We start from the raw sequence: 22,791 nt of genomic DNA, 5'->3' as shown, positions 1-22,791 counted from the left end.
GCGCCGGGCGCTTGAGCAATCTGAGGGCTCCGCGCCCGGCGCGCTTGCCCAACCCGAAACCGACCACTATCAACCCCAAGGACTCTCGTTATGAACGAGGGACGACCGGGGGGCAGGTCAGGCTGATCGGACAGCTCGGCGCAGGTTTCGGCTTTCATTTCTCGAAACTGACCCTGCCCGATTGGCCGCGCCTCAAGGGCTTCGATGCTGATATGGATGCACGCGGTGCTGTCGGTGGTTCGGATGGTTTTGCCGTCGCCGTCGATCGGCGGTGGCGAGCGCATCTTCTTTCCCGAAACCTGAAGCGCCGCGTGCTGATGGTCTCGGTGATCTTGCGTCCAACAGCGATCAAGCGCCTGCCGCTGGTCGGCAGCCTGTTCAAGGCAGCTTTCATGGATGATTTGGGCGCGCGGGCAGAGCGGCTCAATGAAGCCATGGGACTTCTTGCCGGGGTCGCCCAAGGTATGGGTTTCCGGCGCTTGACCATCAGTTCAGGTGAATGGCTCGGCTTTCTGGGCGGCGTGATCGGGCAACCCGTCGTCAAATCCGTGCCGATGAAGGGTTTGTTCCTCGCGGAAAGCCTGTCGAGCAGCCAGTTCCTCTTCAAGGGCAAACAGATCGAGATCGAGACCTCAGGCACGCGGCGCTTCGGGGCGATCTTCGGCGTCAAATCCTATCCGGCACGGACCTGGGCCCGGATGCTGGATGCGCTGGAACTGCCTTATGACATCACCATCACCAACAGTTTCACCCCGGTGCGGAACAATGAGATCGAGGAACGCATCAAGCGCACCGCACGGCAGATGCGGGCCTCCGAGGATGCCGCAGAAACCCTGCGACAAGAGCTCTATGAGGCGGCGGACAATGTCGCCTCCGGTCGGCAGGTTTTTGGCAAACACCATCTAACCGTCATGGTCATAGCCGAGACACGGGAAAAGTTGGAGGAAGCCGCCTCTGAAGTCTGGCGTGCGGGCCAAGACTGCGGGGCGGTGCTGGTGCGGGAAAGCTTTGCCGCCCGTGCCGCCTGGTTTGCGCAAGCCCCCGGCAATTGGGCCTACCGCCCGCGCACCGCGCTGATCTCGGCACAGAACTTTGCACATCTTGCGGCATTGCACCGGGTGGCAGAAGGTCGCCCGAGAGCGCAGTCGCCCTGGGGCGAGGTGATCACCGGTCTGCCGACGGTGACCTCGAGCCTTTATCGCTTCAATTTCCACGACAAGGGGGCGCGTGGCGCCGAGCCAAGCGCCGGTCACACTCTGGTTCTGGGGCGCACCGGCTCGGGCAAAACCCTCGGCACGGCGTTTCTGATGGCACAGGCGCGGCGGGTAAACGCTCGCATTCTTGTCATCGACAAGGATCGGGGCCTTGAGATGGCGGTGCGCGCCCTGGGCGGCAGTTATTCCGCGATCCGCATCGGCGAAGCCACTGGGCTGAACCCGTTCCAGACCGAGGTCGATGAACGGGGTGCGGCCTGGCTCACCGATTGGCTGGGCGACATTCTGGCCAGCACGCGTGGCTTCGAGACCGCGCAGACGGTCAGCCTCAATGCCGCCGTGCGCCAGATCGTGGCGGCCGATCCGCGTCTGCGCACTTTCGATGGGCTCGGCACGCTGGTCGCCTCAACCGATGATGAGGGCAATCTGGTGTCCCGCGTCCGGGAATGGGGGCAGGGCGGGCGTTATGGCTGGCTCTTCGGGCCAGGGGCCGCCTCCGAAATCAGTCTGGGCGAGGATGTGGTCGGCATCGACATGTCCGAGATTCTCGATCTCGGCACCGAACGCTCGGCGTTGCTGGCCTATCTCTTCCGCCGCATCGAACGGGTGATTGAGGACCGCCGCCCGACCCTCATCGTCATCGATGAGGCATGGAAGATGCTCGACGATCCCATCTTCGAAAAACGCCTGCACGATTGGCTGGTCACGATGCGGAAAAAGAACGCCGCCGTGATGATGCTGACCCAGACGCCGACGCATCTGACGCAATCGAAAGTCGGCCAGATCATCGCGGAAAGCGTGGTGACGCAGCTTCTCTATCCGAACCCTCGGGCAAACCCTGAGGATTACCGGATCCTGCGGCTGAACGAGAAGGAATCCGAGTTCCTCTGCACCCCAACCGGCGGATTACGCCTGGCACTTCTGCGGTCCGCTGGCGATTCCGTCTTCGTCAACATGGACCTCGCAGCCCTTGGGCCACACCTCGCCGTGCTTGGCGGTGGGCGGTCCGGCGAAGACCGTGCGCCCTTCGGTTGGCGCGACATCCCTGATTTCTGGAAGGACATGCAATGAACACCAGCAGATTGATGCTCCGAAGACTGGCGCGATCGATGCTGCTCTTGGTCAGCCTCGCGGCGCTTTCGGGCTGCGACGGCGTGGAAACCGGGGCTGTCTCGCCCTGTCACGGCCAATTCCGCGCCGAGGGCAAGTATTTCGCGGCCCGCACCCAGACCGACGGCAGTCGGGTCGTGGTCAGCACGATGAGCGCCCCGACCGCGGCCTGTGGGGACTGAAGCTCCATGCGCTCTGCCCTCCTTCTCGGGATTGCCTGTGCGACCGCGCTGCCGCTGATCGGTCTTGCCCAAGGCGTGCCGATCATTGACAGTACGCGGCTCTCGAACCTGGTCTCGCGCCTGGCCGAGCAGGCGCAGGATGCCTTGAAGCAGGAAGAGAAACTCGGGCAGCAGACGCGCCTCAATCAGATCGAAGACGAACAACTCGCCGCCTATGAGCGGTTCCTGGCGGACACGACCGGCACGACGGATCTGAGCGGGTTCGAGGACGGCGGGGCGGATTTTCCACCGGCAGACGAAGTCTATCCCCATGAGGAGAACAGCCCAGAAAGCCAACGGCTCTTCGGTGAGGGCGAGACGGTCGAGGCAATGATCATCGCCACGGCGCATCGCTATGAGAGCCATCCGGGCGTGGCGAAAGTCGGGCTGACGCCCACGACCTGGCGCATCCTGTTCCAGTCGCTGGTCAAACAGGAAAGCGCCTTCAACAATGCCGCGATCAGCCCGGTGGGCGCGCTCGGCTTTTGCCAGCTGATGCCGGGCACGGCAGCCGATCTCGGGGTGGACCCGAGCGATCCCTTGCAGAACCTCGATGGCGGCGCGCGCTATCTCGCGACGCAGCTCAACGCTTTCGGCCGGATCGATTTCGCGCTTGCGGCCTATAACGCCGGGCCTGGCAATGTCCAGAAATTCGGCGGCATCCCACCCTTCGAAGAAACTCAGAACTACGTCCGCCGGATTTCGGGCTTTTACGATGCGTATCTCTCGGAAATCACCGGCGCCGATGTGACCGGCACGCTGGCCGGCGTTGAAGGTGCCAGTGCCGAATGGGGCAACATGTCCTCGGCTTTCATCGGCTATTCGGGCCAACAGAGCGGGCAGATCGAAGCCGCCATAACGCGGATCGAGGGGTTTCTGGAAGAGGCGAAGCCCCAGACCCCGAAAGAGGCGGTCGATCAGAACACCTACATGATCGCCGAGCGCGCCCGATTGATGGCCCTCACGCTGCGGCTTCGGGCCGGGGCCGTGAAGGTCGAGGCGGCGCATGGCCTCTCTGACTCAGCCCAAGCCCTGCAATATTCGACATTCTGGGAGTATTCTGATGGTCAATAAACGGATGGCGTCCGCCGCCGCGCTCTGCCTTTGCCTTTTTGGATCGGTGGCCCGTGCGCAGGGCGTGCCGGTCATCGACGGCACCAACCTCGCCAAGAATATCGAGCAATTGCAGGCGGCCCTGCGCGATGCCGAAAACCAGATCGCGCAGATCGAGGAGCTGAAGAAACAGGTCGAGAACGGCCTAGAACAGATCACCAATCTGGAAGGCATCCTTGGGTCGATCTCCGGTCTCAACGAGATCGCCAGCCTCTACAACTCGGCCCAGGATCTGCGGTCGCGGGCGGCGAAGATCACCGACCTCTCCGGTTTCACCGATGCCATTGCGATTGGGGATTTCGACAGCCTGTTGGACAGCCTGCTCGACGGCAATGTCACCATGGGCGACAAGATGGCCGCCGAATATATGGAAGATACGCTCGCCAGTGCGGGCCTCTCGTCAGAAACGCTGGCGGGCCTGTCCTCCTCGGAAAGCCCGCAGGATAAGCGGATCGCCCAGACGGCGGCTGCGAGTGCCACGGCCATGGGTGTGGCGCAGCTCTCCTATGAAGAGGCGGCCCAAAGCCTCGAGCGGATCGACGGGCTGGTGGACGAGATCGCGAGCCAGGACACTCTGAAGGAGAGCATCGACCTTAACACCCGCATGGCGGCCGAGACCAATTATATGTTGGGCCAGATGTGGCGGCTCAATGCCGCGACGGGTCTTGCCACCGGGCAGACTGGGGTCAACTGGGCGGCGGAACAAGCCAAGGAAAAGAGCTTCTTTGATTATTCGGGGGCGAACTGATGCGGCGCGTACTTCTATTGGCGGCAGCTGCCGCCGCCGCCCTCTCCTTCACGGGCTTTGCTTGGGCCGAAGATCTTGCGACCGTCAGCGATCTTGATCTTCTGGAGCAGACCCGGGAAGCGGTGGGGGCGCAGGATGCTGATCTTGCGCTGGAATTGCTGACCGAGATGCAGCGGCGCGGGACGGGGATCTTTGCAGGCGTCGAAAAGGCGGCCTGTGAGGAAGTCATCGCATTGCCGGACGGGATCACCGATTGGCGGTTCAAAGGCGCTGCGCGGCAAGCTTACATCACCTCGGCAAAGAAGAGGCAGCTCGCAGGCGAAACCTGCAGCTGCCTCTTCTCGGATTATCCGTTCGATGCTTTCACCAACGAGGTCTTGGGCAAGTCCTTGGTTGATCTGACCGATGAGGACCGCCCGGCGCTGGAAACCTATCTCGCTTCCGAGCAGCGCGATGTCGAAACGCGCTACCGCGCCCTTGAGAAATCCTGTCGGGCGAATTGATCCATGGCCATCATCGCCGATATCCTGACCCAAGTGGACGCCGCCGCGACAGCGGTCGGTGCCACCGCCTTTGATGCGGTCGCCGCAGAGATCGTGCCGGTCTTCCGCATCGGGTCGGTATTGGTGGTGGCGCTGGTGGGTATCAACCTGATGGCGCAGGCGGTTCCCATGACGCTCCGTAACGGGCTTGGTCTGATGGTCCGTATCGCCGTGGCCTCGGCGTTCCTGTCGTCCTGGACCAATTTCAACGCGGTCTACGGCGTCCTGACCAATGCTCCGAGCGAGATCGGTGCCGTGGTGATGAACGCGTTCGGGGGCGGAGGCGGCAACCTCTATGATGGGCTGGATTCACTCTATCTGCAGGCCCTCGATGTGGGCCAGGCGATCAGCCAGAACGGCAGCTACATTACGGGTGCCCTCGCGGGCCTTCTGATGTTCCTCGTCGCCGCCCTGATGGCCACGGTGTCGATCATCGTGATCTCGGCGGCCAAGATCATGATCGGCGTGCTGGTCATCTTCGCGCCGATTGCGATCGCCTGCACGCTTTTCAAGGTGACGGCGGCGCTCTTCGATCGTTGGGTCAATCTGGCCCTGGGCTTTGCTTTCTATCCGATGCTGACCTCGGGCATGGCTGCGTTTACCATTGCCATTGCCCGCGACCTCACCCCCGCCTCGCTCACCAATGTCGAGACCATCGGCGACGTCCTGAGCTTTGTCGTGGTGATGATGCTCGGCACCGGACTCATGGCCATGGTCCCGACCATCGCCCAATCACTGGCCCAAACCGCAACCGGCCTCGGTGGGGTCGCGAGTTCCACCTTCCGCACGGCCGACACAGCCAAAGGCTATGGTCGATCCGGCATTGCCGCCGGGATCGGGGCCGGGCGTGGTGCTGCGGGGATGGATGCCGGTGGGCGGCGGCCATCGGACGCGCGCCTCAATGGCAATACCGCAGGTCAGATCGGGCGATCAGCGGTGCAGACCGCGATGCGCCTCGCCAGCCGCACCCCCAACAAGAGTTGAGCCCCAGAAATTGCCGAGTAACGGAGGAACGCCGATGGAGGCGCATGGATTTGATGTCGATCTCATTCTCGAGCCGCGCCTCTCGGCCCGCCGGGCTTGGGTGATCGCTGGCGGGGCAGGCGCCCTCAGCCTCATTCTTGCCACTGCCCTCGTGCTGGTTCTGCCACTTAAGGAAACTCAGGTCTTCACCGTGCTGGTGGATCGCCAGACCGGCGACGCCGAAAAGGTCATGACCGTCGCCCGGACCGGCATCGAGGATCAGGAGGCACTGAAGCAAAGCCTGCTTGTGGCCTATGTCTCCGACCGGGAAGGGTATTTCCTCGCCGGAATCCAGGCTCGGCTCGAAAGCGTGCAGCGCCGCTCAACTGCGGGGGCCGAGGAAAGCCTGCGGCTCCTCTGGTCCAAGGGCGGCGGCAATACCGCCTATCCGCCCGATGTCTATGGCCCGGGCGCGGAAGTCTCCGTGACGGTGCGCCGGATCACCTTTCTCGCGCCGAACGTGGCCCAGATCCGCTTCCTGAAAACCCTGCGCAAGACCAAGCAAGAACCGGTGACCCAGCCCTTCGTGGCGACGGTCGAGTTTTCCTTCGCGCCCAAGACCGAACGCTCCCTCGCCCATGTCTGGGAAAACCCGCTCGGCTTCACCGTCTCCTCCTACCGCGTCGATGCCGAAACCCTGGAGTCCAACCCATGACCCGCCATTCTGTCCCTTTTGGCCTTCTCCTTCGCGGGCTTTTGGCAACCAGCCTTGTCGTTGCATGGCCCAGTTTCGCCGAGGTCGCCCCTGCTTCGATGGGGGCCGACGCCCGTGTGCGGTCGGTTCTCTACAGCCCGGTGGATGTCATCCGCCTCGACACCCAGCTCCGGGTGAACACCGCCATCGAGCTTGGGGCAGGGGAACGGATCGATTCCGTGCTCTTGGGCGACAGCGAGGCTTTTGAGGTTGAGGTCCTCTCGAACCGCACCACGGTGTCGATCAAACCGGTGATCGGCGGAGCCGAGACCAATATGACGATCTACACCGGACGGCGCACTTTCACGCTGGCAATCAGCGAGGGCCGGTCGCAGAACCCGACCTTCCGGCTGGTGTTGCGCTACCCCGAGACAGGTGCTGGCAAGGCTGCAAAGCCCACTGTCGCTTCCGGTTCGCGGGATATCGGCTATGCCTGGTCGGGCGACGAGACGCTGAAGCCCGTCCATATATGGAACGACGGGCAGGCAACGTATTTCGCCTTCGCGCCTGGCGTCAGGCCGTCGATCTTCGGGGTCGATGCCACCGGGCGCGAGGTCACGCTGAACTCTGGCACCCGCGGCAGCATCGTGCGCGTGCCGGGCTTGCGCGACGAGTATTCGATCCGCATCGGCACCCAAGTTCTCTGCATCGAGCATGCGGAGGGCGGCATAACGACCGATCCTGCCCTCCTCGCCAAACTTCAGGGCTGGGAGTTCTGACATGACCGATCCTCAGAAAACCGATGCTCCAGCGAATCCCGAGGCCGAATACAAGTTCGAACGCCCCAAGCCGAAGATGACCCGTCAGCAGAAGATCGGCATGGGCGCGCTTCTGGCCGGGGCAAGCATTGCTGCGATCTGGACGATCTGGCCTGCGACCCCGGCAATCCCGGAGGTCGAGACCTCGGCGGTCGAGGAGTTCCAGGATCAGGAAGGAGGCTCGCCGTTCGGGTCCATAGAAGCCGCGCCCAAGACGGAGGGTGGCGATGGTTTTGCCAATATCGAAGGTGAACTTGCCGCGCAGCGCGAGACGCTGGAGAGCCGCAACGCTGCGCTGAAGGGGGAGGTCGAGCGTCTGCAGAAGGAGTTGGCAGATCTCGCCACCCGCCCGGATTCGGAAAAGGACGCCACAGCCAAGGAACTGGCCCTCGCACTGGAGAAGGCGCAAGCCCAGAACCTCGCGCTGATGGAAGACATGCGAACGCAGTTTGACCGCGAGATCGCTGCCTTGAAGGCCGAAGCCCACAGCTCTAGCGCGGCCGATGCCTCACGCGAAGCCGAGCTGGCCGCCAAGCGCGCCGAGCGGGAAGAGCAGCTTGCCGCGCGGATCACCTCGCCCTCTGTCGTCTATGATGGCGGCGACAAGTCCGGGGCAGGGGAGGCGGCCATGGGCATGCCTGACGAGGCCACATCGGGATCACGCGATGCCGCCGGTCGGGACTTCGTTCAATCGGGTCGGGAAGCAACCGAGGTCGAGACAAGCCAGGTCATCGCCAATCCGTCGAACACAGTGCTGCAGGGCACGATGATCGAAGCCACACTGGAGAACGCCGTGGACTCTAGCTTGCCGGGTCAGATCACCGCCATCGTCACGCGGCCCGTCTGGTCCTTCGATCAGGCGCAGATCCTTGTGCCTGCTGGCTCGCGGCTCTTCGGCGAGTATTCCTCGGAAGTGGCCATCGGGCAGGGCCGCATCCTCGTGGCCTGGACGCGGCTTGTGACGCCAGATGGTCAATCGGTTCAGATGGAGGCCTTCGGCGGCGATGCCCAAGGCCGCTCCGGTATCACCGGCAGGGTGAACAGCCGCTTTGGACAGCGCTTCGGGTCGGCGGCGCTGATCTCGCTCCTGGGGGCAGCTCCCGCCGTTGCCGCCGCGAAATACTCAACCAAAATCTCCTCCGATACCGCCGAAAACATCGGGCAGGAACTGAGTTCCGCCATGGGCTCGGCTGTTGAGGCCTACACCAGCCTGCCGCCGATCATCACGGTCGCCTCGGGGGCCGCGATCACGGTCATGGTCGACCGCGATCTGGAATTCTGGTGAGGACGGCGAAATGATGGACGGGCAGCCCTCCTTTCTCGGGGCCTATCTTTCCTCCCTTGCGCCCATCCTGCAGCGCGAGGATCTGGTCGAGATCGCCATTAATCCTGATGGAAAGGTCTGGATCGAGCGCAGGGGTGGCAGCCACATGGAGTTGGTCCGGGATCTGGTGATCGACCCGGCTCTCTCGGTAAACCTTGGGCAGGCGATTGCCTCGTCCGTGGGGGTGCAGTTTTCTGACAAGAAGCCGACGGTGTCCGGCAAGATCACTTGGGGTGCCACGGCGATCCGGGCGCAGGTCGTGGCGCCTCCCATCGTCGAAGGTGGGATGGCGATCACGCTCCGGCCGTTCAAACTCGCGGCGGATGCGCCGATCAAGCCGACGCTTCTGCATGGATCGCTGATCGATCTGGATCATCGCAAGCGTGAGCTCGGGAAGGAAGTTTTGGCACTGGCCGAAGCGGGCGATGTGGAAGCCGCGATGCGGCTTTGCGTGCGCAAACGGCTGAATGTGCTGATCTCTGGGGGGACTTCGACGGGCAAGACCACCTTCGCCCGGTCGCTGCTGGCGATGGTCGATCCGGCTGAGCGGCTTGTGACCATCGAGGATGCTTACGAGCTCTTTCCGACACAAGCGAATGTCGTGGGGCTGAAGGCCGACAGGAACAGCCAAGGGGAGCGGACACCGGCTCGCCTTCTTGAGGCGTCACTGCGGATGCGGCCGGATCGGATCATCCTGGGCGAGCTGCGCGGGGAGGAGAGCCGGACGTTTCTGGAAGCGATCAACACTGGGCATGGTGGGTCGTTCACGACCATTCATGCCGATACGGCGCGGAAGGCTATTGATCGGTTGGCGATTATGGTGGTGGCAGCCGGACTTGGGATGGGGTTTGAAGAGGTTAAACGGTACTGCCTGGGGTCGGTTGATCTTGTGGTGCAACTCGAAAGGCGGGGTGGCGTAAGAGGGGTGGCGGAAGTCTCCGTATGTTGAATTATTTCAGTAGGTAGATGGTCACCGTTTTGATTTTCGGTGTTGACCTGCCGCTGGATGATATGGCCTATCTGCCTACTAACACATTGCGGTGCCGAAGATTTTGCGTTGTGGAGATTGAACTACTGGGCCAGAAAGTCACGAATTGTCTCAGTAATCGGGATTCCTACGGTTTGCGCTCTACGACGTGCGGCGTGCAACCTGTCACCGGGCAAACGTTCGACTCCAGCGGCACGGACTGCATGAAAGAACTCCATGGTGCGTTCATTGATCGGAAGATCTTGGCCGCGGCCGCCGTCGATCAACATAAGGAAATAACCGGTTCGCGATGTTTCAGCCTTGGGATGGTTCGAGAAATCGACCTGGTGTGAAAACTGGCCACCGCTAAGCGCAGAAGCCAACACTTCAACCATTAAGGAAAGCGCCGTGCCCTTGTAGCCACCGAAGGGCAAGATGCCGCCGCCCGACAATATCTCCGAGGGGTCGGAGGTTGGTTGGCCACCGTGATCTACTCCAATGCCCATTGGCAACGACCTCCCTTCATTCCGTGCGATTGTGACGTCACCCTGAGACATGGCAGCCGTAGCAAGATCTATTAGGAACGATGGGCCGCCCTTGACAGGCGCAGCAAAGGCAATCGGATTCGTACCCAGTACTTTGCGGTTCCCTCCGGGCGGAATGACAGAGGTGCCTCCAGTTGCGGTTGAAAGTGCTATTAGTCCCAGATCTGCAAAGGGTTCGACATCTGGCCAAAGAGCACTGAAGTGATGCGAGTTGCACATCGAAAGGACCGCCACGCCGGTTTCATCGACCATTCGCAGAAGCTCAGATCTGGCGCGAACTAACGCTGGTTGCGCAAAGCCGTTCCGGCCGTTGACCCGCAAGAAGCTCTGGGAAACTCGGTTCAGATCCGGCTTGGCCTTGGCATCGACCCAGCCTGAAGCGATCGAATTCAGATAGCCCTTCATGCGAAAGACGCCATGACTGAGTGTGCCAGCTTGCTCACAAAGTGCGCAATTTTCCGCTAGACAGGCGGCAATCCATGGGTCGGCGCCGACGCTTTCGAACCGTTCCTTCAGGTGCAACACAAGGTCGGCAAATCCTATGTGCGTGTCGGACGTACGCATCGGTAGATGGCTCCTTCATGAAAGGGTCGCCGGATGCACACGGCACCGGCGACTGAGCGGATCAGTACAGGAAACGCCTGTAGGCGCTGAGATTCAGCATGACCTTGGTTTTGAGACAATGCTGGCAACGACGGCCTATGAATCCTTGCCCTAAACTGCCTTCAGCCTGATGAAGGCGGCGCGGGTTTCCAGGAATTCGGACAAACCCTCGATACCGTTCTCTCGGCCAAGTCCGCTGTCCTTGAGACCGCCAAAGGGCAGTTGCGGTGCGGTCTCCAAGTAGGTGTTCACATAGGTCGTGCCGCTGCGCAGCCGACGCACCACGACCATTGCTGTATCGAGGTTCGACGTCCAAACCCCATTGGCCAAACCGTAGCCGGTGCTGTTCGCGATGCGGATGGCGTCGGCGGCATCCTTGAACGGAATGATCGCCGTCACCGGGCCGAAAATCTCCTCGTCGACGATCCTCATGCCCGGCCGGGCGCCCACGAAGACTGTGGGCGCGACATAGTTGCCGTCGGCAAGGCCGCCTTCGGTCACGCGCGTACCGCCGGTCAAGAGCCTTGCACCCTGGTCGAGGCCGCTTTGCACATAGGCCAGGACCTTCTCCATCTGAGCCGCACTGATCAGCGGGCCCATGTCGGCGTGTTCCCCAGTGCCCAGCCGCACACGGGCGGCGGCCTCGGCCACGCGGCGGCCAAAGTCCTCGGCGATGCTTTCCTGCACCAGAAGTCGGCTTCCGGCGCAGCACTCCTCGCCCTTGTTCAGAGTGAACCCGGCCACCGCGCCCTTGGCCGCTGCGTCCAGGTCGGCATCGGCGAAGACGATGTTCGCTCCCTTTCCGCCTAGTTCCAGCGCCACGGGGCGGATACGGTCGGCGGCATGGCGGGCGATGCGCCGGCCCACGGCGGTCGATCCGGTGAAGGACATCATGTCGATGCCGGGATGAGTCGACATCGCCTCGCCAACCACGCTGCCCTCGCCCGTCACCACGTTGAACACGCCTGGCGGAACACCCGCCTCGCTGGCCAGCCGAGCCAGCATCAGCGTTGTCCCCGAGGTCATCTCGGACGGCTTGACCACCACAGAGCAGCCGGCGGCAAGGGCATAGGGCAGCTTTTGCATCAGCGTCACGATGGGGAAGTTCCACGGCGTGATCATGCCGACGACGCCGCGCGGATGGTGCAAGACCAAGCCCAGATTGTCGGGGCCGCCGTCCGAAAAGGCCTTACCTGAAAGGTTCCAGGCCAAGGCGGCGCCATAGCGCAAAAGCTCGATCCCCCATTCCGTCTCGCCCCTGCCGCCGGCGATGGTCTTGCCCGCTTCATCCGCCTCAAGCTGTGCGATCGTATCAAGGTCGCGCTCCATCAGGTCGGCCATCCGCGAAAGCACCTTGCCGCGTGCGCTGCCCGGCATGTCCGCCCAGATGCGGGCGTCGAAGGCAATGCGGGCAGCAGCGATGGCGGCCACAACCGTCTCGGCGGTTCCAGCGGCGACCGAAGCGATCTGCGTTCCGTTAGAGGGAGAGGTGCGGATGATCCGGGCCCATCCCGCATCCGCGACAGTCCGACCGTCGATCCAGGGATCGTGCATCAACATGTAAAGTCTCCTTGGCAAGTCATGGCGCAACCCGCAGGCGCGCCGGTTGTCAGTTGAACCAGGTGTCCGACAGGCGATAGCCCTCGGGGAACGGATCCTCGGGGTCGACGCCGTAATGACTGACGCCGGTCAGCCAGGCCCGGCCCGACACCTGCGGGATCACCGCCGGAACGTCGCCCGCATTTGCCTCGGCCAGAACTTCGCAGTCGAAGACTGTGTCGAGGATCGAGAGGTGACGGAAGCGCTCGCCCACCGCTAGGTCGCCCCGCGCGTGCAACAGCGCCATCCGGGCCGAGGTGCCGGTGCCGCAGGGGCAGCGGTCCAGTCGCCCGGGCGACACCACGACCGCGTTCTTCGAGGTCTTGACCCCGTCAACGATTTCCAGCGGCCCGACGAATTCGGTCTGGTTGATGGTGTGAATTCCCGGATTCTCGGGGTGGATCGAAGGTAGTTGAACTGCCGCCGCCGCCTTGATCCGCTCGCCGATTTCGACCAGCTGGCGGGCCTCGCTCCGCGCCAGCGTCATACCGACATCGGCCGCCTCGACGATGCAGTAGATCATCCCGCCATAGGCCACGTCGACTCGCAGCTTGCCGATGCCCGGTACTTCGATGATGGCGTCGCGGTGCATCACAAACGAGGGGATGTTCCGGAAGGTGATGCCCCGGCACTTGCCGCCGCGGCAAGTGGCTGTCACCTCGACCAAGCCCGCCGGCGTGTCGACGCGGACGATCGTTTCAGGCTCTTTCATCGGGATAATCCCGGCTTCCAGCGCCACGGTGACGGTACATATCAGGTTCGAACCAGACATCGGAACGAAATAGTCGGATTCCATGACGATCATCCCGAAATCCGCGTCAGCGCGGATCGCGGGGGTGATGAGGTTCACTGCGGCGTTTACGCTGCCGCGCGGATCGAACAACAGCATATTGCGCAGCCAAGCGCTGTCAGCCTCGAGGTTGATCATCCGCTCGAACATGTTGGCGCCGCGCGGGGGCAGTACCCCACCGGTGATGACGCGGCCGACTTCGCCCTCGGCATGGGCACCGACGACTGTTATAACGCGGTCAAGCTGCATGAAAGTCTCCGTTGGATCTGGATGCGCCGGTTAGGCGGGGAAGGTTTCGGGAAGCAGGGCGGCGGGGAAATTCTGGTAGCAGACCAGCCGTAGGAAACGCCGGATCGCCATCGTCCCGACGCTGGTCGCGCCGAAATTGGTGCTGGCCGGATAGGGGCCGCCGTGGACCATTGCATCGGCGACTTCGACACCTGTAGGAAAGCCGTTGACGAGCAGCCGACCGGCAAGCCGCTCCAGCATCGGCACAAGGGTTCGGGCTGCCTCGATGTCGCCGTCGTCGATCTGCAGCGTGGCGGTCAGCTGGCCCTGAAAGCTTTCGGCCACGCGGCGCATCTCGCCCATGTCAGCCACGGTGACGATCAGGCCGAGCGGACCGAAGACTTCCTCCTGCAGGTCATGGCTGGCGAGGAAATCGGCGCCGCTGGTTTGGAACACCGCCGGGCGGGCGGTGCGCCCTTCGTTTTCCGGGCCGAGCAACGTGGAGACGCCCGGCGCAGCGGCCATCTGGTGCTGCCCGGCGCGGTAGGCCTCGGCGATGCCGTCGGTCAGCATGACTTGAGGGCCGATTTGCCCAAGCGCCGCAAGGGCCGCGTCACGGAAGGTCGTGGCGTCTGGACCCGCTATCATCACCACAATACCGGGATTGGTGCAGAACTGGCCCGCACCCAGGGTCAACGAGGCGGCCCAACCGGCCCCGATCCCCGCCGCCCGCGCCGCAGCGGCCTCTGGCAGCACGAAGACCGGGTTGACCGAGCCGAGTTCACCGAAGAACGGGATCGGTTCAGGCCGAGCGGCGCAGAGGTCGAAGAGCGCCCGACCGCCACCGGTCGATCCGGTGAAGCCCACAGCCTTTATCGCGGGATGCTGAACAAGCGCCTCACCCACGGCGCGCGACCCGCCCTGCACAAGGCTGAATACCCCGCCGGGAAGCCCCGCCGCCGCGATCGCCTCGGCGATGGCGTCGCCGACCACTTCGCTGGTACCCGGGTGGCCGGAGTGGCCTTTAACGACGACTGGACACCCCGCCGCAAGGGCCGAAGCGGTGTCACCGCCTGCGACAGAAAACGCCAGCGGAAAATTCGACGCGCCGAACACCGCCACTGGACCAATCGGACGCTGGATGAGCGTCAGCGACGGGCGCGGCTGCGGCTTACGGTCGAGCAGCGCCGGGTCGTGGCGCAGGTCGAGATGGGTTCCGGCGCGGATATGACTGGCAAAAAGCCGCAGCTGTCCACAGGTGCGCTGCCGCTCGCCCTCGATCCTGGCGGCGGGCAGGCCGGTCTCGGCCGTGGCTATGTCGGTGATAACTTCAGCCCGATCCTCGATGCGGCGGGCGATGCCCTCGAGCAGATCGGCCCGCACCGCCCACGACGTGGCCGCAAAGACCGCGAAGGCTGCATCGGCCGCGCGGCAGGCTTGGTCGACCAGATCGGCCGAGCCGATCGCATGGTCGTGGGCAGGCCCGGTCGCGGGGCTGGACCGGAAGGTTCCGGGACCTGCGCAGCGGGTTCCCGCGATGAGGTGCTGGCCGTGAAGCATGGTCATGGGTCACAATCCTTGCGGCGGTCAAAGCGCTGTTCGACCGCTGTTTCCATCTGGCGCGCCAGGTGCCGCGCCGAGCTCTCCTATTTTCGCGGAGCTAGCGGGCCCTTCAGCTTCCCGAGGCCGATAATCGTCTCTTCCCGAGCGCGCATAATATGCTTCGCGGTTATGTCGCGCGCGCGCTCGGGCAGGCGAAGGCAGAAGGCCTCTACTAGGTTGCGGTGATCCTCTAACGCGTGCTCTTGGGCCTCGGCAGGACGGATCTGGATCCGAAGGTAGCGATCGGCAGAGGCGAGCAGGGTCTCGACGAAACCCAGCATCCGCGTCATTCGGGACGGCTTCATCAGGCAGAGGTGCAGCTCCCAGTTCAGTCGGCTGAGCTCGGCCTCGGGCGCGTGATCCCGAATTCCATCCTCATAGGCTTTCATTGCCGCCACTGCGGTTGCGGCCTCGGATGCATCATGCAGTTCGCAAGCCCTTTCGACCAATGCGGGCTCCACAATCAGGCGCGAAGCAAAGAGGTCGTGCGCATCTTCGACCGTCAGTTCGGCGACCACCGCTCCGCGGTGCGGGCGGCTGACCACCAGCCCTGAGGCCTCGAGAATCAGTAGCGCCTCCCGGATTGGGATGCGGCTTACGCCGAGCCGGTCAGCAAGCGCTTCCTGCCGCAGCTGCTCGCCGCCGACAAGCTCGCCACTCAGGATCATCGCGCCAATATGGTTGGCGACCTGTTCACTCGCGGTCTGCCGCTTCATAGGTTTCTCCGACGCCATTCTCTAATCAGCCCCTATGGACTCGCAGCCATTGGATACAATATCCTTGTATTGGCGCGATATGTCAAGCGGGACCCGCTGCGCGAATCGATCCGCCCCAAATCTGCAACCGCTTTGGTGCTGTTTCCAGCTAGGTATTGATTTTTAGTGAGTTATGCGCGGCCAAACGCGCAAGATTCTAACTACTTGCCAGCCTTTCTCCATGATGTATATTGTATCCAGATTGGGAAGAATCACCAAGCAAATGGAGATCGGAATGACCAACGGGAAAACCACGCCTGCGCTCACGACTGCCCCAACCCGTCGCGGCCTGCTTCGCATGTCAGCGGGCCTCGCGGGTTCCGCGGTGCTGATGCGCCTAACCTCGTCGGCTGCTTGGGCGGCGCCTTCGGGCGACCTGCAAATCATGGCCTGGGAAGGCTATGATCTGGTGCCCGAGCTGCAAGCCTGGCGCGACGCAAACGGGGTGAAGGTGGAAACCACGTCGATGACGTCGCAAGACGACGTCCACACCAAGTTCATGGCCGGAAACCCGCCACCCTTCGACTTGGCTGAGTACAACCAGGCCTATGCCAACCTCTACATCGACCAGCTTGGCATCACGACGCCGATCGATCCGGTCGCCGTTCCCAATTTCAATGCCGACAACATCTTTGAGCAATTCCTCGGCAAGGCCGAATGGGAACGCGACGGCAAGCTGACGGGCGTGCCGTGGATCTGGGGCTTCAACACGTCCCTCTACAACGCTGAAGCGATGGCCGAGCCGAAGTCCTACAAGGACTTCTTGGCCCCCGAGCTGAAGGGAAAGATCGCCATTGTCGACGATAGCGTCACGATGTGGCCGGTGACGGCGCGGGTGGCGGGACTTGGGGCAAAATATCCGAACCTGACCCGCGACGAGCTGTCTGCCGCGTTTGCCGAACTGGCAAAGTACCGCGACCAAGCGCGTATGATCGCCTTGAACATGGGTGACGTCGCGACCGCGCTGGCCTCGGGCGATGTAGTGGCCGTGCTTTGCGCCGACCCAGCCGTCATCAAAATGACCGAAGAACTGGGAGGCAAGCTAAAGATGGCGGTGCCAGAAGAGGGCGTCGTCCTGTGGGTTGACGCTTGGTTCGTCCCGCCGTCGGCCGACAACGTTGAAACCGCGCTGGCCTTCATCAACGAGGCGCTGTCGCCGCAGGCGCAGGCCGATATCTGCATGCGGTTGAACCAGGCGCCTGTGTCGAAACAGGCGGTCGCGCTAATGGACGATGCCGCGCGGACGCGGATCGACTACAACAACCTCGAGGCCTATTTCGCAGGCGGTCTCCCGGGCATCCCGCCGCTCGAGTCCGAGGAATTCGCCACCTACGACGACTGGATCAGCGCCTGGCAAGAGTTCAAAGCCGGCATCTGATCGCCCCACGGCGGCGCCTCGCTCCCGGGCGCCGCCGCCCTGCCTTTCCCACTGACTTCGAGGCCCGCCATGAAGCTATCGGCTCGCTGGTCTGGCTGGACACTGGCATCGCCAACGATCCTGTTCATGCTGGCCTTCTTCGTCTTTCCCAGCCTGTTCTTGCTGGTCTACAGCTTCTGGAAAGCCTCGTCCTTCCAGATCACTCCCGCCTTTCAGTTCGACAACTACGTCCGCGCACTGACGGATGAACTGTTCTGGAGGGTCACGTTCAACGCGGTGATCATCGGTCTGATGTCGGCTGTGGTCTGCATGGCAATGGCGCTGCCGGTCGGCTACTACCTCGTCTTCGTCAGCCGTTCGCGCCTTCTCGAACAGATCATCCTTGTGACTTGGTTCTCCAGCTATCTCGTCCGCATCTTCGCTTGGCGGACACTTCTGGGCAACGATGGCGTCATCAACACCGTCCTGCAAAGCCTGGGGCTGATCGACGCCCCGATCGAGGCGCTGCTATACAGCCGCTTCGCGGTGGGCGTAACGCTGATCCACCTCTACCTGCCTTATTGTATCATCCTAGTGATGACCGCCTTCCACGAGATCAGACAGGACCTGATCGACGCCTCGCGCGACCTTGGCCGCTCACAAGTCGGCGCATTCTTCTCGGTCGTAGTCCCCAACGCCTCGGCTGGGCTGGTCGGAGCATTCATGCTGACGCTGATCATGACGATGGGCGATTTCGTGACCCCACAGATGCTGGGCGGCACAACGGGGCAGACCACCGGCCTTCTGATCGCCGACCAGTTCCGCCGCACCGGTAACTGGCCGCTCGGCTCGGCCCAAGCGGTGATCATGTTCCTTCTGGTCGTGCTGATCTTCGTCGCCGTCATCGTCGCCGGCCGCACACTGGGCTTCATCCCGAAACGTCGCAAACAGAGGGCTGTCTGATGATCCTGCGTATTTTCGTGGCCCTCGTCATCAGCTTTCTGGTGGCGCCGCTGCTGATCATTGTTCTGTTCAGCTTCCACGCTACCGCGTCCCTGTCCTTTCCTTTCCAGGGGCTCAGCCTGCGGTGGTATGCGGCACTGTTCGAAGACGCACAGCTTGGCGATGCGATGCTTACCAGCCTTCTGGTAGCCCTGGTGACGGCAGTAGCCACTCTGGTGTTGGGGATGTGCGCCTCCCTGGCCTGGCTGAGGCTCGGCGGGCGCGCCCGAGCAGCGGTCGAGGCCGTCACCATCACGCCGATCGCGCTGCCGGGCCTCTTCATCGGCGTGTCGCTTCTGATCGCGCTGGCGCTGTTCCAGGTCTCGCTTGGCAAGGTGACGATCATCATAGCCCATATCGTGATCTCGATGCCCATCGTGATGATCGCGATGCGGGCGCGGCTGGCGCTGTTCGACACCATGTTGGAAGAGGCCTCGCGCGACCTGGGAGCGAACAGCCTTTACACCTTCCGCAAGGTGACGCTACCCCTGATCATGCCGACGCTGGTGTCGGCAGCGGTCCTGACCTTCGCGATCTCGCTTGACGAATTCATCGTCACCGGCTTCGTCAGCGGCACCGAGACGACGCTGCCAATGTTCATCTGGTCGATGATGCGGCGCACCGTCACCCCAATGATCAATGCGATCTCGACCGTGATCCTGATCGCCACGTTGGCCATACTCCTCATCTCCAGCCATATCGAACGGACCCGCCGCGCCCAATCGCTGCGCGCCCGCGAAAGCGAGTGATCCCATGACAACCGCAGATTCCATTATCAGCATCGCTAATGTCGGCAAGAAATTCGGCACCTATCAAGCGCTGCACGGCATCGACCTCGAGGTCAGGAAGGGCGAGATCGTCACGCTGCTCGGCCCGTCGGGCTGCGGCAAGACCACGTTGATGCGCCTGATCGCTGGCTTCGAGGACGTGACCTCGGGCAACCTGCGCATTGGCGGCAAGGACATGGTTGGCGTCCCGCCCGAGAAGCGCCCCATCAACATGGTCTTCCAGCGCTATGCCCTGTTCCCGCACTTGGACGTCTATGAAAACGTCGCTTACGGCCTGCGCGTGCGCCGACTGCCTGCCGCCGAGATCGAGAGCAAGGTCCGCCGGATGCTGGACATCGTCCAGCTAAGCCAGCTGTCGCAGCGCTACATCAACGAGCTGTCGGGTGGCCAGTGCCAGCGCGTGGCGCTGGCGCGGGCGCTGGTGAACGAACCGCAGGTCCTGCTGATGGACGAACCGCTTGCCGCGCTAGATCTGAAGATCCGCCAGACCATGCTGGAGGAGATGAAGCGCATCCACGCCGCGACCGGCACTACTTTTATCTATGTGACCCATGATCAGGATGAGGCAATGATCCTGTCGGACCGCATCGTACTTCTGAACAAGGGCGAGGTGGTGCAGATCGACGAACCGCACCAGATGTATGCCGAGCCGAAGTCGCTGTTCGCTGCCAAGTTCTTGGGCGAAACCAATCTCTTTCCCGTACGGATGGTGGCTATGGCTGACGGTTCCAGCGGGTCGGTCCACGCCACCGGAGCCGTCTTTACCGGCAAGCAGCCCCAACCCCTTAAAGAGGGCGACAGCGCGTTGGCCTCGATCCGTCCCGAGGCGCTGTATTTCGCAGCGTCGGAGCGGCACCGTCAGTCTTTCAAGGCGCGCATTACCGATGAGCTGTTCATCGGCAGCCGCAGCTTCCTGACCGCGCAACTCACCAACGGCGACAGGTTCCGCATCCAGATCCAGCGCGGCACCGCTTGCCCGCCAGTGTCGCCCGAAGCCCAAGTCGACGTCTTCTGGTCTCCCGAAGATGTCTCGATCTACCCCGCAGCCCTGACCTGACCGGAGCCCGATGATGAAACCTTCCACTTACGACTATATAGTCATCGGTGCCGGAGCTGCCGGTTGCGTGGTGGCTACGCGCCTCAGCGAGAACCCGAACACGCGCGTGCTTCTGGTCGAAGCCGGACGCAAACACCGGTCGCTTTATGTCGCAATGCCGGCCGCCTTTGCCTATCCATTGTCCGACGAGCGCCTCATCTGGCAATACGAAACAGGCCCCGAACCGCAGCTGCACGACCGGCAAATCCATCATGTGCGGGGCCGTCTCATGGGCGGGTCAAGCTCGATCAACGGTATGGTTTTCGTGCGCGGCAACCGGCGTGATTATGACGGATGGGCGGCCCGGGGGCTGACGGACTGGTCCTATGACAAAGTCCTCCCCTATTTTCGCAAAATGGAGGACTTCGACCGCGGCGCAAACTCGTATCGCGGCACGGGCGGGCCGTTGCGCATCACCTCGTGCAAGGCCGAAGGGGTGATCTTCGACGCCTTCCTCGCGGCCGGACAGCAGGCTGGGCTGACCCGCAACGACGATTACAACGCCGCTACCCAGGAGGGCGTCCACAAGTATCAGGCGACGATCGACCACGGGGTCCGCGCCAGTACCGACTACGCCTATCTGCGTCAGGCCCGGGGCCGCGCCAACCTGCACATCATGCCCGAGACAGTGGCGCAGAAGCTCATCTTCGACGGTGGCCGCGCGACGGGTGTTGTGGTGAAGACGAGGGCCGGCCTCCAGAGCCTGACCGCCGAGAAGGAAGTGATCCTGTCCGGCGGGTCGTTCGAATCGCCGCATCTGCTGATGCTGTCGGGCATCGGCGCCGCCGATGACCTGCGCGGGCTTGGCATCGAGGTGGTGGCCGACCTGCCCTCGGTCGGCACCAACCTGCAGGATCACCCCTGTGTCGGTATCGGCCATGCCTCGAAGGAGGCGGGCGTGTCGCCGGCCACCAACATGAACCTCTTCAAGATGGGCATGATCGGCGCGAACTGGCTGTTCCGGCGGCGCGGTATCGGCGCGTCGAACTTCTGGGAAACCGGGGCCTTCTTTGCCAGCAGCGACAGCGCCGACTATGCCAACATCCAGCACGAATTCATCCCGATGATCGGCGACCTGAGCCACGGATCGGTCGCGGCGCGCGACGGGTTCCTTTACCAGGTATGCCTGATGCGGCCGCGCAGCCGGGGTCGGTTGTCGCTCGCCTCGGCCGATCCTTCGGTGGCACCGAAGGTGGTAAACAATTACTTCGCCGACCGTCAGGACTTGGTCGACCTGCGCCATGGCGTGCAGCGCACCGAGGAGATGATCCGCCAGCGCGCCTGGGACCGGTTCCGCGGCACTGCCGTCGACGGCTATGTGCTAGGCAAGTCGGATGCCGACCTGGATGCCTGGATCCTGCAGAACGCCTCGACGCAATACCACCCTTGCGCAACCTGCGCGATGGGGGCCGACCCCGGGGCCGTCACCGACCAGCAGGGACGGGTCAACGGCGTCAGAGGCTTGCGGGTCGTCGATGCCTCGATCATGCCATCCGAGACCAGCGGCAACCTCTACGCTCCCACGGTGATGATCGCCGAGAAACTGTCCGACGCGATCAAGGCGACTGCCTGACCGCAGCTGCTTTTCCTCGCCCCTTTCCAGCCTGTCTTCCGTCTCCGCAAATCCCTGCGGCCAACCCCCACCTGCGACCCGAACAAGGAGAGTCCCCATGACCAAGAGCGTATTCCACGGAACGCTTCCCGCACTTCTTACGCCCTGCACGCCTGATCGCCAGCCAGATTTCGACGCCCTTGTCCGCAAGGGCAAGGAGATGATGGCAGCCGGCATGTCCGGGGTCGTCTATGCCGGTTCCTGCGGTGACTGGCCGCTGCTGACCGACGCGCAGCGCATGGAAGGCGTTGAACGTCTGGTCAAGGCGGGTATTCCCGTAGTCGTCGGCACGGGTGCCGTCAACACCAGGACCGCCGCCGCCATCGCCGCACACGCCGAAAAGGTGGGAGCAGCCGGGCTGATGGTCATCCCCCGGCTTTTGTCGCGCAGCCTTTCGGTCGGCGCCCAACACGCCCATTTCAAGGCCGTGCTCGCCGCCGCGCCCAATACCCCGGCAATCATCTACAACAGCCCCTACTATGGCTACTCGACCAAAGCCGACCTGTTCTTTGCCCTGCGCGCGGAACATCCCAACCTGGTCGGATTCAAGGAATTCGGCAACAAGGCCGATCTCAGCTATGCTGCCGAATACATCACCTCGCAGGATGACGACGTGATCCTGATGGTCGGCGTCGATACCGAGGTCTACCACGGCTTCGTCAAATGCGGTGCGGTCGGTGCCATCACCGGCGTCGGCACCATCTTCCCCGAAGTCGCCCTTCTGCAGGTCGCCCTTTCGCGCAAGGCGGCCGAGGGCAATGTCGAGGCCGACCTCCGCTCCCGCGAGTTGGCCGAGGCCTTCCACGTCATCGCCAAGTTCGACGAAGGCGTCGATCTGGTCCTTTACTTCAAGCACATGATGGTCTTGAAGGGCGAAGAGGAATACCGACTGAACCTGAACGAATTCGACGCTCTGACGCCGTCGCAGGCAGGCTTCTGCACCGCGCAGTTCCACCAGTTCAACACATGGTATGCCAATTGGGTGAAGCAGGGCGGTGTCATCGCCGAGTGCCTGTAAGACGCTTCCCAAAAAAACCGAGCTCTCTCCCCCCGAAACAAAAGTGGGGGGAGAGCATAACATCGCGGACGGACGGCTGGCC

At 62.9% G+C, this 22,791-nt stretch carries 21 protein-coding genes; 16 read left to right on the top strand and 5 right to left on the bottom strand.

Going from position 1 to position 22,791, the window contains the following annotated elements; translation table 11 throughout:
• Nucleotides 1-212: 212 nt before the first annotated feature.
• The 10 genes from JI744_RS15690 to JI744_RS15645 are packed head-to-tail and all read left to right on the top strand — an operon-like array spanning nt 213 to nt 9,696.
• On the top strand, nt 213-2,285 hold the full coding sequence (locus JI744_RS15690; protein ID WP_328757422.1) for a VirB4 family type IV secretion/conjugal transfer ATPase: 2,073 nt from the start codon (nt 213-215) through the stop codon (nt 2,283-2,285).
• A gap of 14 nt (nt 2,286-2,299) precedes the next feature.
• Entirely contained in the window at nt 2,300-2,506 is a 207-nt protein-coding gene (locus JI744_RS15685; protein ID WP_202662075.1) for a hypothetical protein, read from the top strand.
• 6 nt (nt 2,507-2,512) lie between these two features.
• Nucleotides 2,513-3,619: a lytic transglycosylase domain-containing protein gene (locus JI744_RS15680; protein WP_202662074.1), complete on the top strand. Its 1,107-nt coding sequence runs from the start codon at nt 2,513-2,515 to the stop codon at nt 3,617-3,619.
• The gene (locus JI744_RS15675; protein ID WP_202662073.1) at nt 3,609-4,406 is read left to right on the top strand and encodes a type IV secretion system protein; all 798 of its coding nucleotides are present in this window, start codon (nt 3,609-3,611) and stop codon (nt 4,404-4,406) included. The genes JI744_RS15680 and JI744_RS15675 overlap by 11 nt, the downstream gene beginning before the upstream one ends.
• Before the next feature lie 17 nt (nt 4,407-4,423).
• Nucleotides 4,424-4,909 carry a hypothetical protein gene (locus JI744_RS15670; RefSeq protein ID WP_202662072.1) on the top strand — a complete coding sequence of 162 codons (486 nt, stop codon included), beginning with the start codon at nt 4,424-4,426 and terminating at the stop codon, nt 4,907-4,909.
• 3 nt (nt 4,910-4,912) lie between these two features.
• Entirely contained in the window at nt 4,913-5,932 is a 1,020-nt protein-coding gene (locus JI744_RS15665) for a type IV secretion system protein (RefSeq protein WP_202662071.1), read from the top strand.
• Between the two features lie 34 nt (nt 5,933-5,966).
• Nucleotides 5,967-6,626 carry a virB8 family protein gene (locus tag JI744_RS15660; RefSeq protein ID WP_202662070.1) on the top strand — a complete coding sequence of 220 codons (660 nt, stop codon included), beginning with the start codon at nt 5,967-5,969 and terminating at the stop codon, nt 6,624-6,626.
• Nucleotides 6,623-7,384, top strand: a complete 762-nt coding sequence (locus JI744_RS15655; RefSeq protein ID WP_202662069.1) for a TrbG/VirB9 family P-type conjugative transfer protein — start codon at nt 6,623-6,625, stop codon at nt 7,382-7,384. Before JI744_RS15660 ends, JI744_RS15655 begins: the two co-directional genes overlap by 4 nt.
• Nucleotide 7,385: 1 nt before the next feature.
• Nucleotides 7,386-8,708 (top strand): TrbI/VirB10 family protein, encoded by a 1,323-nt coding sequence (locus tag JI744_RS15650; protein WP_202662068.1) that lies wholly within the window; start codon nt 7,386-7,388, stop codon nt 8,706-8,708.
• Nucleotides 8,709-8,718: 10 nt separating this feature from the next.
• Entirely contained in the window at nt 8,719-9,696 is a 978-nt protein-coding gene (locus tag JI744_RS15645; RefSeq protein ID WP_202662067.1) for an ATPase, T2SS/T4P/T4SS family, read from the top strand.
• Between the two features lie 122 nt (nt 9,697-9,818).
• Here JI744_RS15645 and JI744_RS15640 read toward each other — a convergent pair whose 3' ends face one another.
• The 5 genes from JI744_RS15640 to JI744_RS15620 all read right to left on the bottom strand — a co-directional run bounded on the left by JI744_RS15640 (nt 9,819) and on the right by JI744_RS15620 (nt 15,797).
• Complete coding sequence (locus tag JI744_RS15640; RefSeq protein ID WP_202662066.1) at nt 9,819-10,823, bottom strand: Ldh family oxidoreductase; 1,005 nt, start codon at nt 10,821-10,823, stop codon at nt 9,819-9,821.
• A 150-nt stretch (nt 10,824-10,973) separates the two neighbouring features.
• Complete coding sequence (locus tag JI744_RS15635; protein WP_202662065.1) at nt 10,974-12,422, bottom strand: aldehyde dehydrogenase family protein; 1,449 nt, start codon at nt 12,420-12,422, stop codon at nt 10,974-10,976.
• 49 nt (nt 12,423-12,471) lie between these two features.
• The gene (locus JI744_RS15630; RefSeq protein ID WP_202662064.1) at nt 12,472-13,500 is read right to left on the bottom strand and encodes a proline racemase family protein; all 1,029 of its coding nucleotides are present in this window, start codon (nt 13,498-13,500) and stop codon (nt 12,472-12,474) included.
• Nucleotides 13,501-13,530: 30 nt separating this feature from the next.
• The gene (locus JI744_RS15625; RefSeq protein ID WP_202662063.1) at nt 13,531-15,045 is read right to left on the bottom strand and encodes an aldehyde dehydrogenase (NADP(+)); all 1,515 of its coding nucleotides are present in this window, start codon (nt 15,043-15,045) and stop codon (nt 13,531-13,533) included.
• An 80-nt stretch (nt 15,046-15,125) separates the two neighbouring features.
• The gene (locus JI744_RS15620) at nt 15,126-15,797 is read right to left on the bottom strand and encodes a GntR family transcriptional regulator (RefSeq protein ID WP_202662062.1); all 672 of its coding nucleotides are present in this window, start codon (nt 15,795-15,797) and stop codon (nt 15,126-15,128) included.
• Between the two features lie 274 nt (nt 15,798-16,071).
• Here JI744_RS15620 and JI744_RS15615 point away from each other — a divergent pair, with 274 nt between their 5' ends.
• The 6 genes from JI744_RS15615 to JI744_RS15590 all read left to right on the top strand — a co-directional run bounded on the left by JI744_RS15615 (nt 16,072) and on the right by JI744_RS15590 (nt 22,709).
• Nucleotides 16,072-17,214 carry an ABC transporter substrate-binding protein gene (locus tag JI744_RS15615; protein ID WP_202662061.1) on the top strand — a complete coding sequence of 381 codons (1,143 nt, stop codon included), beginning with the start codon at nt 16,072-16,074 and terminating at the stop codon, nt 17,212-17,214.
• A 69-nt stretch (nt 17,215-17,283) separates the two neighbouring features.
• Nucleotides 17,284-18,156: an ABC transporter permease gene (locus tag JI744_RS15610; protein WP_202662060.1), complete on the top strand. Its 873-nt coding sequence runs from the start codon at nt 17,284-17,286 to the stop codon at nt 18,154-18,156.
• Nucleotides 18,156-18,944 (top strand): ABC transporter permease, encoded by a 789-nt coding sequence (locus JI744_RS15605; RefSeq protein ID WP_202662059.1) that lies wholly within the window; start codon nt 18,156-18,158, stop codon nt 18,942-18,944. The genes JI744_RS15610 and JI744_RS15605 overlap by 1 nt, the downstream gene beginning before the upstream one ends.
• A 4-nt stretch (nt 18,945-18,948) precedes the next feature.
• Nucleotides 18,949-20,040 carry an ABC transporter ATP-binding protein gene (locus JI744_RS15600; protein ID WP_202662058.1) on the top strand — a complete coding sequence of 364 codons (1,092 nt, stop codon included), beginning with the start codon at nt 18,949-18,951 and terminating at the stop codon, nt 20,038-20,040.
• A 13-nt stretch (nt 20,041-20,053) separates the two neighbouring features.
• On the top strand, nt 20,054-21,652 hold the full coding sequence (locus tag JI744_RS15595) for a choline dehydrogenase (RefSeq protein ID WP_202662057.1): 1,599 nt from the start codon (nt 20,054-20,056) through the stop codon (nt 21,650-21,652).
• Between the two features lie 97 nt (nt 21,653-21,749).
• Nucleotides 21,750-22,709 (top strand): dihydrodipicolinate synthase family protein, encoded by a 960-nt coding sequence (locus JI744_RS15590; protein ID WP_202662056.1) that lies wholly within the window; start codon nt 21,750-21,752, stop codon nt 22,707-22,709.
• Nucleotides 22,710-22,791 lie beyond the last annotated feature (82 nt).

Source organism: Fuscibacter oryzae, from assembly GCF_016765795.1.
GTDB lineage: Bacteria > Pseudomonadota > Alphaproteobacteria > Rhodobacterales > Rhodobacteraceae > Fuscibacter > Fuscibacter oryzae.
This window is presented reverse-complemented; position numbering and strand designations above follow the sequence as displayed.

What these genes read in the sequence shown, in the direction of transcription:
- JI744_RS15690 (WP_328757422.1), top strand. Translation starts at nt 213, where the DNA reads ATGGATGCACGCGGTGCTGTCGGTGGTTCGGATGGTTTTGCCGTCGCC.
- JI744_RS15685 (WP_202662075.1), top strand. Translation starts at nt 2,300, where the DNA reads ATGCTCCGAAGACTGGCGCGATCGATGCTGCTCTTGGTCAGCCTCGCG.
- JI744_RS15680 (WP_202662074.1), top strand. Translation starts at nt 2,513, where the DNA reads ATGCGCTCTGCCCTCCTTCTCGGGATTGCCTGTGCGACCGCGCTGCCG.
- JI744_RS15675 (WP_202662073.1), top strand. Translation starts at nt 3,609, where the DNA reads ATGGTCAATAAACGGATGGCGTCCGCCGCCGCGCTCTGCCTTTGCCTT.
- JI744_RS15665 (WP_202662071.1), top strand. Translation starts at nt 4,913, where the DNA reads ATGGCCATCATCGCCGATATCCTGACCCAAGTGGACGCCGCCGCGACA.
- JI744_RS15660 (WP_202662070.1), top strand. Translation starts at nt 5,967, where the DNA reads ATGGAGGCGCATGGATTTGATGTCGATCTCATTCTCGAGCCGCGCCTC.
- JI744_RS15655 (WP_202662069.1), top strand. Translation starts at nt 6,623, where the DNA reads ATGACCCGCCATTCTGTCCCTTTTGGCCTTCTCCTTCGCGGGCTTTTG.
- JI744_RS15650 (WP_202662068.1), top strand. Translation starts at nt 7,386, where the DNA reads ATGACCGATCCTCAGAAAACCGATGCTCCAGCGAATCCCGAGGCCGAA.
- JI744_RS15645 (WP_202662067.1), top strand. Translation starts at nt 8,719, where the DNA reads ATGATGGACGGGCAGCCCTCCTTTCTCGGGGCCTATCTTTCCTCCCTT.
- JI744_RS15640 (WP_202662066.1), bottom strand. Translation starts at nt 10,823, where the DNA reads ATGCGTACGTCCGACACGCACATAGGATTTGCCGACCTTGTGTTGCAC.
- JI744_RS15635 (WP_202662065.1), bottom strand. Translation starts at nt 12,422, where the DNA reads ATGTTGATGCACGATCCCTGGATCGACGGTCGGACTGTCGCGGATGCG.
- JI744_RS15630 (WP_202662064.1), bottom strand. Translation starts at nt 13,500, where the DNA reads ATGCAGCTTGACCGCGTTATAACAGTCGTCGGTGCCCATGCCGAGGGC.
- JI744_RS15625 (WP_202662063.1), bottom strand. Translation starts at nt 15,045, where the DNA reads ATGACCATGCTTCACGGCCAGCACCTCATCGCGGGAACCCGCTGCGCA.
- JI744_RS15620 (WP_202662062.1), bottom strand. Translation starts at nt 15,797, where the DNA reads ATGAAGCGGCAGACCGCGAGTGAACAGGTCGCCAACCATATTGGCGCG.
- JI744_RS15615 (WP_202662061.1), top strand. Translation starts at nt 16,072, where the DNA reads ATGACCAACGGGAAAACCACGCCTGCGCTCACGACTGCCCCAACCCGT.
- JI744_RS15610 (WP_202662060.1), top strand. Translation starts at nt 17,284, where the DNA reads ATGAAGCTATCGGCTCGCTGGTCTGGCTGGACACTGGCATCGCCAACG.
- JI744_RS15605 (WP_202662059.1), top strand. Translation starts at nt 18,156, where the DNA reads ATGATCCTGCGTATTTTCGTGGCCCTCGTCATCAGCTTTCTGGTGGCG.
- JI744_RS15600 (WP_202662058.1), top strand. Translation starts at nt 18,949, where the DNA reads ATGACAACCGCAGATTCCATTATCAGCATCGCTAATGTCGGCAAGAAA.
- JI744_RS15595 (WP_202662057.1), top strand. Translation starts at nt 20,054, where the DNA reads ATGAAACCTTCCACTTACGACTATATAGTCATCGGTGCCGGAGCTGCC.
- JI744_RS15590 (WP_202662056.1), top strand. Translation starts at nt 21,750, where the DNA reads ATGACCAAGAGCGTATTCCACGGAACGCTTCCCGCACTTCTTACGCCC.